Source organism: Vibrio sp. 1159 (assembly GCF_033340395.1).
Classification (GTDB): domain Bacteria; phylum Pseudomonadota; class Gammaproteobacteria; order Enterobacterales; family Vibrionaceae; genus Vibrio; species Vibrio alginolyticus.
In genome coordinates, this window is sequence record NZ_JAWOWL010000020.1 from 1 (window position 1) to 12,785 (window position 12,785).

Genomic DNA, 12,785 nt, shown 5'->3' on the forward strand with positions numbered 1-12,785 from the left:
GTGTGCGATGGATTCTGAGTACCTTTTAAAGGTTCTAGCAAGCCTTTATTGACGGGGATGTTCATGATTTTTCCGTGGGGTTAACGCATCGACCAGTGCTGTCATGCTAAAGCCAAGCACCGCAAGGCCACCCAGCCTGTTAAGAAACTCACGGCGCGTGATTTTTCCGTGGGCGTATTCGTCGTACCAATCGAAGGCTTCTTGCGGGATTGGGTGAGAAGCCTTTTCATTAGGAGTGGTATGCTTTAGAACCATTATCCATGTCCTCTGTGTCTTACCATATGGGAATTTCTCATTCTCAAAAGCGCAGCGAGAAACGAACGCAATTGAGGCTAAAACTGCGGTTTCACCACTCTGATACGGAGCAAGGTGGTGAAACACATCATTGGCGAGCTAGGATCTTTTACCTTCTTCAAACAATAGATAATGGATTCAGATTCAACAACTTTGCGTCGTTGGTTTTACATTAATTGACAATAGTTCGTTATTGCTGGCCGCAATAGGCTTGCCAGTAAGAGAAGGCGCGTTCGAATGCTTTTTCTCTGTCGTGCATTTGTGCAAACAAGACCACTGTCATCGTAGCGAGAACCGTATTCGCCATTTGGTTCATGTCGTCTTCTGACGTACCAAACGGGCAGTTTGCAAGCATTGGCACCTCAGACAGCATTTGTTCCGTCCAGTAATGCGATGTCACGCCGCTTGTTTGGCTTAACCATACTGTTTGGCTTACTTTCGGGTTGTATTCGGACTCACCCGATTGTCCTTTGAATGACACAACGGCATGAGCGGTTTTGCCAATCTCGAATTCGACTTCAGCATGAAGTTGTTGGAACCCAGGATGGAAGCTACCACGAATACCAACCGTCGCCTGCCCCGGATTCAGTGCTCGAACCACGGTATTAATCGGCGTTCTAAGCCCATAACGATTCTTCCAACCGATCATGGTTTCTGCTTGAGCCGCAAACGCACTCAGCGGCAGATACACAATGTTTTGTGTTTCTAACACACGCTTTGCGTCTTCTGCTGATTCCGCTTTCGTAATAGCAAAAGTGTCGAGGTAATCTTCGGCGTGTAAACGACCAGATTGACGGTCGTGATAGCCATGCATTAACACTTTATGACCATTATCGGCAAGGATCTTCGCTGCCAACAGGTGCCAAGGTTGACCTGCCGCTTCACGTTTGCCTGCATAACATGGCCAATCAATGTCTGCACCAATAGCTGGCATGCGGGATTGGAATGCTTTCACAAAACCAGCGATTTCTTGTTGAGTCTCGTTCTGTACGCGGATCAGCATCAATAACATCGCCATCTGATCATCATCGCACTCACCGTTTAGGTATTCATCCATAACTCGAAACGCTTGGTCAAAGTTCAGTGGTTTTCTACCACGTTCGCCACGACCGACTGTTCTAATACATTCCAAAATGCTGCTCATATTCCCTCGTATTCCGTCACTGACTGTACGGTTTCTATTAGTTGTTCGCGCAGTTTGACAACTTCTCCCATCACAATCAATGCTGGGCTCACGCCTTTAAGTGTAATCGATAAATCATTGAGCTGATTGAGTTGTGTAACATGCACTTGTTGTTGAGGGCTGCAACCATGAGTGATGATCGCGACTGGAAAATCTTCTCTCAAACCAGAGCCTATTAAACTCGTTTGTATTTGCGATGACTTTTCTAACCCCATATAGAAGACTAACGTTTGTCCGCTTTGCATCAGTTGGCTCCACGCTTCAAATGCGCCTGTTACCACTTGCCCCGTCACAAAGGTAACGCTACGAGCAACGCCACGATGAGTCAGCGGAATCAAGCTGTTTGCTGAACATCCAATCGCAGCGGTAATGCCGGGGATGACTTCGTAAGCGATTGAGTGTTTGACGAGTGCTAACGCCTCTTCACCTCCACGGCCAAATACAAAAGGATCTCCCCCTTTTAAGCGTACAACTCGCTTTCCTTGTTGAGCGAGCGATACCATCAAGTCACAAATTTCTTCCTGACCAATACTAGGTTGTCCGCATCTTTTGCCCACGTAAATCCAATCGGCTTGTGGCGAAGCCAACTCCAAAATATCTTTGTTAACCAAACGGTCGTACAACAGTACCTCTGCCGACATAATCGCTTTCACAGCCTTTACCGTTAACAAGTCAGGATCGTGCGGCCCTGCTCCGACAATCGAGACAAAACCTTTGTGGTTCGCGTCCAGGTCTAGTGAATGGTCTTCTAAAAGTTGGTTCAGTTTGCTTGCTTGATCATGCTTAGAAAAGCGAGACGAGCGTTCTTGTTTCTGACTCGCTTGTCCTTTCTTAAACCAAGACTTTTGATAAGGCGCTTCCATGTGCTTATCCTCTTTATGACTTACTTTATTTGAATAGCCAAACTTTGCTGGTTCGCTTGCTGTTTGCCCTTTTGATGCTGATGGCTGTCGACCATTTGTTTGATTTGAGAGACGCACGAGCCACAGTTAGTACCGCATTTGAGTTTGTTTTGAAGTTGGGTCACTGACGTGCAGTCTTGTTTCTCCATCGCGTCATGTATTTGTTTATCGGTAACGCGGAAACAACTACAAACCAGTTTGGCGCTACTTTGCGATTGAGTGATGGTAAGCAGTTGCGATAGCTCCATCGGCTTGCCAATCAAGCCGGTAAAGTTGGTGTAGTCGGTTTGAATCGGTTCACTAGACACCACTAAAACAGAACGAATGATACGAACCTCTCCAACAAGGTCGTAATCCACTGCTAACCAACCTTGGGCAATATCTATCGTAATTCTGCGGCTCTTTTCCGTTCGACAAAAACTCTGCTTCTTTGGTCGCTTATCATGTGCAAAGCGCCAAATGCCCAAATTGCTTTCTGCTTGAAATGCGCTGTAGAGAAATTTACCGGAATCAAACTGTGTACCGATGAACATACCGTAGGTTTTGACCGCGGCGTCTTGCACTTCAACATAAGACGACTTAAATGCAGGCTGCCCTGAAATAGGGTCTTTTGCGCTGTTTACTATCGCATTAACACTGCTTTCACCGCCATATCGACCCGCCCAGTGCATTGACATAAACAGCTCCTGAAAACCCAAACCTTCATCAATGGCAACTTTGGCATAAATACCGGTGTTTGAAGCAGGCTGAAACAGCTTGGTGAGCTGTCCTGCTTTTAAGCGATTTTGAGTGGCAGAGAGCGTGTTCATGTACACGGTTGGTTCTAACTCTGAGGCGGCAAGGTGGGCGATATGCCCTGTGCGCGTCATGGTATGCCATTGGTCACGTTGCCTGCCCGTATTGAGCCACCAGCCTTTTGTTCTTTCTAAGCGCGTTGGAGATTCACTGGTCACGACAAAACGCGCTTTTCCATCTGGGTGTGAATAGACGCCATCAGCAAAAGGGCGCTCTCCTCCCCATTGTGTCGGCACCCACTCTTCGTATTCTTGCTCGGTTAAGTTGGCGTATTGAGAAAGATCTAGCTTCAATGGCGAATCTGCATTCATGCCTGTCATCGCGGCATATTCCCTGAATACCGCCCGCTCAGAAGTAAACGCAAAGCCATTTTGTGTCTTTTCCAATGCACACAGAGCTTGCCCAACTTGGCTTATCGCCCACCAATCTGATTTTGCTTCACCGGGAGGCGTTTGAAACTGGCGCTGCCTTGAAAGTCGACGCTCAGAATTGGTCACCATGCCTTGCTTCTCCCCCCAGCCAGCGGCGGGTAGCAATAGGTCCGCGTAATGCGCTACATCCGAATCCGCTGTGATATCGGAAACAATCACAAACGGACAAATCTCTAGTGCACGTTTTACCAATTGGTTATCTGGCAAAGAGACAACAGGATTGGTTGCCATGATCCAGAGAACTTTAATCTCACCACGTTCTACCGCCTCAAACAGTTCAACAGCTTTTAAACCGGGCTGAGTGGCAATTTCTGGTGAATCCCAAAACGCCTGCACTTGCTTTATAGACTTTGCGTCAAAAGCACGATGAACCGCTAACTGGTTTGCCAATCCACCGACTTCTCGCCCACCCATCGCATTGGGCTGACCTGTAATAGAAAACGGCCCACAACCTGACTTGGCAATTTTACCCGTCGCCAAGTGTGCATTAATGATTGCATTGCCTTTGTCGACGCCATTTTCGGCTTGGTTTACCCCTTGGCAAAACAACGTAATTGCGGTTGGGCTTTGCGCAAACCATTGGAAGAATGTCGTGAGTTTTTCTTCTGAAATGCCAATGGAAGACGTCAAATTAGTGACATCGTAACGCAAATCAGAAACTTCTTCTCTAAGTGCATTAAATCCGTCGGTATAAGAATTTATGTATTCAGAATCAATCAATTGTTGTTCAATAAGAAACTTGAGCAGCCCATTGAAGAGTGACACATCACCATCGTTTTTAATCGGTAGATGCAAATCCGCTTGCTGTGCGGTGACCGTTTCACGCGGGTCAATGATCACCAGCTTGAGGTTAGGATTGTTTTCTCTCGCTTGTTGAATACGTCGGAATAAAACAGGGTGCGTCCAAGCGGTATTAGCACCGCAAATGATCAATAGCTCAGTCTTATCAATATCGTCGTAATTGACGGGAACGACATCTTCACCAAATGCTCGTACATGAGCCGCAACCGCCGAAGACATACACAAACGCGAGTTCGTATCGATGTTTGCGCTGCCAACATAGCCTTTCATGAGTTTGTTGGCGACGTAATAGTCTTCCGTTAACAACTGCCCTGACACGTACATCGCGATGGAATCCGGTCCAAACTCCGCTTTCGCTTGATGAATCTTTTCAGCAATCAGATCCGTGGCTTGTTGCCATTGCACCTCTTGCCCTTGAGGTCGTTGCTTGGTGACAAGCTTTGGATACAACAAGCGCGAAGGCATATTCAAGCTCTCTGCCAGCGCGACACCCTTCACGCACAGTGATCCCGCATTTGCAGGATGACACGCATCCCCAACGATTCCTTTCGCATTGACCTCGACACCACATCCAACACCACAATAGGGACAAGTGGTTTTTTTGCATCCTTGCGACATAACACCTCCAGTGCGATTCAGCCCAACTTACTAGCAAAAAAAAGCCTCTCCCGAATCGAGAGAGGCAGCAATGCCTTTAACGCTGTTAGTACATTTTCAAAAAGTAATACCCTATACCGCTCTCGCCTGCTATTAAGAGCGGCGCATCGAGTTATCGATGAACGTTTATGTAAAGCAAGTGAGGTGCCAAGATTAAAAACCCTTACCATACAAAGGGTTAGCTTAAAACCAATTATAGCAACGTAATGCTACGCACTGATTGTGTGCAAATTTCGGTCATTATCGTGCAGTATTACTTTACTAATTCCATAACTAACCTGGATTCTTCGTCACCAAAATAATGCGCTTCTTCTTCTAACGTTTTAAAGCCAAGGGAGAGGTATAAAGACAATGCAGGTTGGTTCTTAGGATCGACAGTCAATTTCACGCTTGAGCCTAACGTCAACGACGCAATAACGTTTTCTAGGAGGGAACGCGCAATACCTTTACCTCTATGTTGAATATCGACGGCCAATGACATGATCCAATATTGATGTGCATTTGTGCTAGTCGTTAGCAATATATACCCTGCGACCTGCTCTCCCTCTTTTGCTACCAGTAAACTCTCTCCCCAACAATCAAAAGCTTGCCGAAAGAAAAATTGAGGATAGGCGTGTTCTCCAAATAAAGTATTTTCGAGCTTATATATGGCAAATAAGTCCTCTTTTTGCGCAGACAAGATGTCCATTCAATGACTCCTTCTTTAACATGAATGGCAGCAGTATACCTAAATCTCATCTAAATGACGGGACACAAACATCTCAATTAAGTGCTTAAGAAATGTAATATTCTTCCTGAAAATTAGGCCTAACTCACTTAGAACATACATCCGTGATTAAGTTTTAACCGCAAAATCAAAAACCACACAAGATGAAAATTTCAATACATATAACCATTAAATGCATTACATTTAAGAACTTTATTCTGGTTTATTGAAAAATTCATAGTTGGATAATTTACAACCACCCCAAATTCACAGCATTATTCACCAAGCTTCGCGTGTGATAATAAACACTAAAACCTTTACCATTTTCAGCATTATTATTTTTATAAAAGCGAGTTTTAAAGTGAAAGAATCTCGAAATGCCTTAAATCCTAGTGAAATAAACACAACCACAGCTTGGTCAAAACATGATACACATTGGGTTCTTAGCCTATTTGGAACAGCCGTTGGCGCAGGCATCCTGTTTCTGCCAATTAACCTTGGGATTGGTGGTTTTTGGCCTTTAGTCGCGATGGCAGTACTTGCTTTTCCAATGACCTATCTTGCGCACCGTGGCTTAGCTCGTTTTGTACTATCTTCTAAGATCAAAAACGCAGACTTCACTGATGTAGTGGAAGAGCACTTCGGCGCAAAAGCAGGTCGTTCTATTTCACTGCTGTATTTTCTTTCGATCTTCCCGATCCTGTTGATATATGGGGTTGGAATAACAAACACAGTAGATAGCTTCATGGTAAATCAGGCTGATATGGCTTCTTTACCTAGACCTTTGCTTTCTGGCGTACTAGTGTTTGCACTAATTGCTATTATGATGGCGGGTGAAAAAGTAATGCTACGGGCCTTTGCCATCATGGTGTTCCCACTTGTTGCCATTCTTGCCTTTCTATCATTTTACTTAATACCGAACTGGACCATGCCTGTCATGGATGTGCCAGAAGCGTCAGCTTTTGCTAGCACTATGTGGTTAGCAGTTCCTGTAGTGATTTTCTCGTTTAGTCACGCAGCTGCAATTTCAAGCTTTGCAAATGTACAACGTCGCCATTACGGTAAGCAGGCAGATGCCAAATCCGAAGTTATTCTTCGTCGCACTAGCATTATGCTGATTGCCTTTGTTCTTATTTTTGTATTTTCCTGTGTACTAACACTGTCACCTGAACAATTGGCTCAAGCAAAAGAACAAAACGTATCCGTATTGTCTTACTTAGCGAACGCAACCGATAATCCATTTATTGCAACACTTGGTCCTTTAGTAGCGTTTGTTGCTATCACTTCATCTTTCCTTGGGCATTTTTTAGGTGCGCGTGAAAGCTTAAATGGTTTAATTAACAAGCATTTTAACCTATCTGAGAAGCGTGTTGATCGTATCAGCGTGGCAGCACTGTTCTTCTCAATCTGGGCGGCGGCGATCATGAACCCAAGTATTCTTGGTATGATGGAAGCATTGTCAGGGCCTGTTATTGCAATGATCTTATTTATTATGCCAATGTTAGCGGTGTATAAAATCGAGGCGATGAAACAATATCGAGGAAATATCTCTACTTACTTTGTTCTAGCAGCAGGCATTGTGGCGGTAAGTGCATTGATTTTTAGCTTCTTCAGCTAATAACTAAAGACTAGCTTGGATTTTCAGGGGAATACCTTACACAAGGTTAAGGTGATTCCCTGAATTTTCTTACTCTTTAAAAGGTAATCATCGTTACCCTTGACTCTTAAATAAGAGCGAAAACACCCGCAATCATAAGTACTGAAGCAATGCAGGTACGGCCGATAATGCCGAAGTGCGAAGGTTGAATCATTTCATTATGCATAGTTAATCTCCTATTTATTATAAAAGCCATTTTTTATTGGCTTAATAACACTATGTCTAATATCCAGTTTTTTAACAACCCATACAAACATTAAATATTTATGACAGAAACGTAATTTTTTACACTTCACCCTGATTTCGAGCGATGAATCCGCGGCTTAAACCACTAGATTGAGTCCACCGAATATGCTCACTTACCTTCCATCGTTACCCTACCTATGCCATCTTCCAATCATTACATAAGTTTTCAATAGATTTTGTTTTTATAAATCATAATATTATAGAGATCCTTCTCGTATCTCACTCCCAAAACATTTTGCCACTGGGAATCCATCCGCACTTAACCAACAAGAAATGGTAGACTTAACTGGTATTCGGTTAAGAGATCACATTTTATTAATACGCTCATGCACTTCTCAATTAAAAAACTGGCTTACGCACTTTGTACTGCACTTGGACTTTTCTTGCATCCCACCAACGTACTGGCGAGTACCGAAAAGCAAGCTTATCTGGAAGAACACATTTCAGCAGAAAGCAAGCCCATGTTAAAACTCTACTTTCGCTCGATGGGTAAGCCGCGATCAATTCAAAAAGATGAGTTAAATGCGCCACAGAATGCATCAGCGGAGTCTCTTGCTCTGTATTACTTTGCACGAAAGTACCTTAAGCGTTACGAAGGCGTTCCATTACCGAAAGATATGCCCGATTTAATCGAATTCGGTAAAAAGCACCATTTGGAATGGGTCGTCGCTGAAGCACAGCTCAATAAGGCTGTAACAATGATTGAGCAAGACGATAACTGGAACGCAGAATTGTTACTCCATGACGTTGTTTCTACAGCCCGTGATCTTGGTTATCTAGCATTAGAAGGCCGTGCTTACCGCTGGTTAGGCAATCTAGAAGTATCTCGAAATCAACTACGCAGTGGCCTAAAATATTATCGCAATGCCTATGAGTTATTAGAAAAAACAGTGTTTGAAATACAAGTCGCGATGACACTGAACAACATTGGGACGGTCTACATCGACGCATCAGATTGGGCTCGGGCCAACAGTTACCTAACGCAAGCTCTCGACACTTACCTAGAGAGCGAATATCAATACGATAATAGCTTTTTTATGGGGGTTATCTACGCAAACCTTAGCATCGTTCACTCGAGCCTCGGAGATAACAAAAAAGCGGAATATTATTTCAATGAAGCCATTCGACTTTCAATGCAAACGGGGTCTGACACAGTCAAGCACCACTCTTTATCCAGCTTTTCACAAATGTTGAGCTCGGTAGGAAAAATTGATGATGCATTAATGGTCGCACAACGTTGCGTAGACCTGCCCATTCCAAAAAATCTAGAAATGCTAAAAACGTCTTGTTACGAGGCATTTGCAGAGGCTTACCTCGCAAACAAACAATACGATAAAGCTATTACAACAGCGCTTAACGTTCTAGAACAAACCAAGTCAACCAGTGAATTAGAGCTGCGGCAGCGTATTGATATGCTTTCGGTACTGGTAAACGCTCATCAAATTCTTAATGACTATGAAGCCGCTTTTCATTATTTAACCCAATTAAGAGAGCTGGAGGCTGAGTTTTCTCATCATATTCATGGTGAAGAGATGATTAACATTAAGTTTGATCTCGAAGCTAAGTTAGCCCAGAAAGAACTCAAATTGCTAGAAACAAAAAATGCGCTACAAGCGTCTGAACTGCGTTCGCAGCGCTATCGAGAAATGTTCTACTTTATCGCTATTACGGCAATTGGTGTCGTTGGTTTTCGTTACGTACTGCGCGTTAGACGTATTAATAAAGCACTCACTCAAGAAAATACTACCGATCCGTTAACTCAACTGCATAACCGTCGCTATCTTCACATTTGGCTGGACAAAATGGCTCGTAGAAGCCCAGATAGAACATTTGCCTTAGCAGTTTTAGATGTTGATCATTTTAAAACCTTTAATGATCAATATGGACACGATATTGGCGATAAAATGCTGACTCATATTGCCACGCTATTTAATGAATCCACTCGCTCTGGTGACCTACTCATTCGTTGGGGTGGAGAAGAGTTTGTCCTATTATTCGAAGTACAGCGAGCTGAAGATTGCGCTAAGTTTTTGGAGCGATTGAGATATACTGTTGAAAACACGCCATTGGTGGTTGACTCTAAACCATTAAACGCGACAATTTCCCTTGGAGCAGTGGACAAACTGTCGGCACAAATAATTAAACAAGAATGGGATCAATGGTTTTTCTTGGCAGACCAAGCTTTGTATGATGCGAAGCAAGCTGGTAGAAACCAGTTCGTCATTCATCCTACATCATAAAAAAGCACACATGAAAAAAAATCTAATCATTATTACTTTTGCGCCTCTATTTCTTATGGCGTGTAGTAATCAGCAAGCATCTCAACTGGGAATGCGCAGCAGCAGTGTCAACGTATATGCCCAGCAAATGAGTAACACTCAACTATGTGAAACTCTCTACTACAACCGTGCAACTAACCAAACCAAAGTGGCGATTGGTGCTGAGTTCAATCGACGTGGATTAAACAAAAAGTGGTGTGATAAAGAATTCGATAAGTTGTACATTAAAAAGTGGATTGATAACGTGCTGCCTAAGGAAAAAGCCGAACCTAAGAAACCAATGGCAACTATTCAACCCGCTCCAACTAAATAACCCCCCCTCTTGAAGCAGACGGTACACTCGTATTTTCTGCTTTTCACTTTTCATGCATGTTCGATGCGACATATAAAAACCTCATAGTTTCAGTAAATTAACAAAGACTTATGTTGTCCATCGAACTTTTAATGTAAACAAGTTGTAAATGGTTTTCGTCCTTATTCTTTGTCGTTAGCTTTGTTTGTTCCTGTTAGCGGAATATGAAACAGGAACTAAAAAATTCCAAACAAAGACATGAGGTCAAAAATGGAAATACGCATTAATCGCCTATTTGCTGCTATGTTGGCAGTAGGCATTGCACCTGCCGTCTCGGCGTTTGATCCACTCTATTCTGAACAATGGCACTTAGACAACACGGGGCAAACTGCGTTTGCGGCTAATCCTGCTGTTGCTGGGAACGACTTAAACACTAAGCTCACTCAGGCAATGGGGATTGCAGGTGTTGGTGTGAAAGTTGCTGTTATTGATTCTGGAGTGCAGATCGATCACCCCGACCTTGCAGGTAATATAGTTACAGGTAGCAGAAACTTCGTCGAAGACTCTTCATTCCCACCAAGTTATCCGGTTGATACTAATGGTCATGGCACTGCTGTAGCCGGTTTGATTAGCGCCGTCGGCAACAACGGTGAAGGCGGACGCGGTGTCGCTTATCACTCTTCCCTCATCGGTTTTAACTGGTTAGCCAACCAGACATTAGAAGGCTGGTTAATCTCCCATGGCATGGACCCAGCAACACGCGATGTTCGCGTATTTAACCAAAGTTACGGTTTCAGCCCTATAAACCCGATTACTTTTGATGAAAGCGACCCTCAGCTAAAACTTGAAATGGACGTGATGAAAAACGTCAGCGAGAGTAACGCATGGGGTCGAGGTGCTGTATTTGTAAAGTCAGCAGGTAATGGTTACCGTTATTTCAATGCAGGGCGATTCTTCGTATTGCCAAGTAACTTCTTTGCTGGTGGAGACAATCAAGGCTTACCGATGCACAACTCTGCTCAGTCTTATGATAACGCCAATTACTTCAATCTAGTCACTAGTGCATTGCGAGCGGATGGTACGAGAGCGAGTTACTCATCGGTGGGGTCGAACGTGTGGGTTGCAGCACCAGCAGGTGAATATGGGCAAGATTTCCCTGCTATGGTCACCACTGATTTAATGGGTTGTGAAGAAGGGCAAAATACCAGTGATGGCCTTGGCATTAATGGGTTACACGGCGGAACGGAGCTCGATCCGAACTGTAACTATACCAGTACGATGAACGGAACCTCATCGGCTGCGCCAAACACATCGGGTGCCATCGCGGCAATCATGTCAACCAACCACGCACTTTCTGCTCGTGATGTACGTGCTTTACTAGCGGAAACAGCAAAAGTAACGGATAAAGCGCATCCAGGCGTACAGCTTGAATTTACTAACCATAAAGGTGAACAGGTTAGCTACGAGGCAATTGCCCCTTGGCAAAAAAACGCAGCAGGCGTAGATTTCCATACTTTTTATGGCTTCGGCGCTGTAGATTTAGATGAAGCGATGCAACGTGCTCGCATGACGAATCGTGTTTTGCCAACTCAAGTCATTACGCCATGGGTTAATAACGCTACAGAAGTAAGTGTACCCGATGCAAGTCTAGTTGGTGGTTCTTCAAGTATCGCCATTGCCGATGAGCTGACAGTAGAATCCGTTCAAGTGACATTGACACTGGACCACGCTCGTCTGCCCGACTTAGCTATCGAGCTCATTTCGCCATCAGGGACTCGTTCCGTTTTGCAAACACCGCGCAATGGTCTTGTTGGTCAATCTCTTGATTCATCGATTACTGGCTACAAAGATCAATTAATGTTGTCTAACCAATTTTATGGCGAAGATGCAAAAGGCGAATGGACGTTGCGAGCAATAGATACGAACGGCGATGAAGTCTATTCTTACATTGCATATTTCAACTCTTCCACCATCTATGACGTTCCGATGGCAAACAACGCTCAGCCCGGTGTTATTAAGAACTGGTCGATGCGCATATTTGGACACTAAGGAGTCAATAACATGAAATACAAATCATTTTCTATGCTGGCTCTCGTTATCATGACGTCGAGTGTATACGCTGAGCAACAGCTCTCTCAACAGCCTGCACCAGAACTGTTTGTGCCATCAGAAGCGGTTGAGATTAATGGCCAAGATTATCGAAAAGTGCAAACTGGCACTATTAGAACCCTATCTGAAGACGTAAAGCTTCAAGCGGGTGATGAGGTGTTTAAGAATGCGTTTAGTAACGTATCCAAAGCCACTGGACTGGTTTATATCACCGTAAACAATCCTAACGAAGCGAAAGCAGTCGCCAAAGAGTTAAAATTAGAAGTTATCTTCGCAGAGGGGGAATCAGCGGTGTTAAAAGCATCTCAAGATCAAGATCTGCTAAGTATTAGCGACTACCTAAACGCAGACAGCCGGGTAAAAGCGTCTAAAATTGAACTAAACAGCGGTAAATACCGTGCACAATAATTCTCTAACAAGAGAAGTTGGCCTG

The 12,785-nt window shown here is 44.0% G+C and carries 9 protein-coding genes and 1 pseudogene; 5 read left to right on the top strand and 5 right to left on the bottom strand.

The genetic code is table 11. The features are described 5' to 3' along the window. Nucleotides 1-75: 75 nt before the first annotated feature. The 5 genes and pseudogenes from R7127_RS15690 to R7127_RS15710 all read right to left on the bottom strand — a co-directional run. Nucleotides 76-381 (bottom strand): annotated as a pseudogene (locus R7127_RS15690) (dienelactone hydrolase family protein); the annotation flags it as partial. Between the two features lie 103 nt (nt 382-484). Then, the gene (locus tag R7127_RS15695) at nt 485-1,438 is read right to left on the bottom strand and encodes a glycosyl transferase family protein (RefSeq protein ID WP_206971199.1); all 954 of its coding nucleotides are present in this window, start codon (nt 1,436-1,438) and stop codon (nt 485-487) included. Next, complete coding sequence (gene cobA, locus R7127_RS15700; RefSeq protein ID WP_054823889.1) at nt 1,435-2,340, bottom strand: uroporphyrinogen-III C-methyltransferase; 906 nt, start codon at nt 2,338-2,340, stop codon at nt 1,435-1,437. Before cobA ends, R7127_RS15695 begins: the two co-directional genes overlap by 4 nt. Nucleotides 2,341-2,360: 20 nt before the next feature. Then, nucleotides 2,361-5,024 carry a nitrate reductase gene (locus R7127_RS15705; protein WP_318141797.1) on the bottom strand — a complete coding sequence of 888 codons (2,664 nt, stop codon included), beginning with the start codon at nt 5,022-5,024 and terminating at the stop codon, nt 2,361-2,363. A gap of 292 nt (nt 5,025-5,316) precedes the next feature. Then, on the bottom strand, nt 5,317-5,751 hold the full coding sequence (locus R7127_RS15710; RefSeq protein ID WP_017634213.1) for a GNAT family N-acetyltransferase: 435 nt from the start codon (nt 5,749-5,751) through the stop codon (nt 5,317-5,319). 379 nt (nt 5,752-6,130) lie between these two features. On the opposite strand from R7127_RS15710, the gene R7127_RS15715 reads away from it, so the two are divergent. The 5 genes from R7127_RS15715 to R7127_RS15735 all read left to right on the top strand — a co-directional run bounded on the left by R7127_RS15715 (nt 6,131) and on the right by R7127_RS15735 (nt 12,760). Continuing rightward, nucleotides 6,131-7,387: an aromatic amino acid transport family protein gene (locus tag R7127_RS15715; protein ID WP_130545589.1), complete on the top strand. Its 1,257-nt coding sequence runs from the start codon at nt 6,131-6,133 to the stop codon at nt 7,385-7,387. Between the two features lie 611 nt (nt 7,388-7,998). Beyond that, nucleotides 7,999-9,912 (top strand): tetratricopeptide repeat-containing diguanylate cyclase, encoded by a 1,914-nt coding sequence (locus R7127_RS15720; RefSeq protein ID WP_213895308.1) that lies wholly within the window; start codon nt 7,999-8,001, stop codon nt 9,910-9,912. 10 nt (nt 9,913-9,922) lie between these two features. Further along, nucleotides 9,923-10,264, top strand: a complete 342-nt coding sequence (locus R7127_RS15725; RefSeq protein ID WP_017820239.1) for a hypothetical protein — start codon at nt 9,923-9,925, stop codon at nt 10,262-10,264. 249 nt (nt 10,265-10,513) lie between these two features. After that, entirely contained in the window at nt 10,514-12,292 is a 1,779-nt protein-coding gene (locus tag R7127_RS15730) for a S8 family peptidase (protein ID WP_054579021.1), read from the top strand. A gap of 12 nt (nt 12,293-12,304) precedes the next feature. Beyond that, complete coding sequence (locus R7127_RS15735; RefSeq protein WP_005375850.1) at nt 12,305-12,760, top strand: hypothetical protein; 456 nt, start codon at nt 12,305-12,307, stop codon at nt 12,758-12,760. The last annotated feature ends 25 nt before the right edge of the window (nt 12,761-12,785 follow it).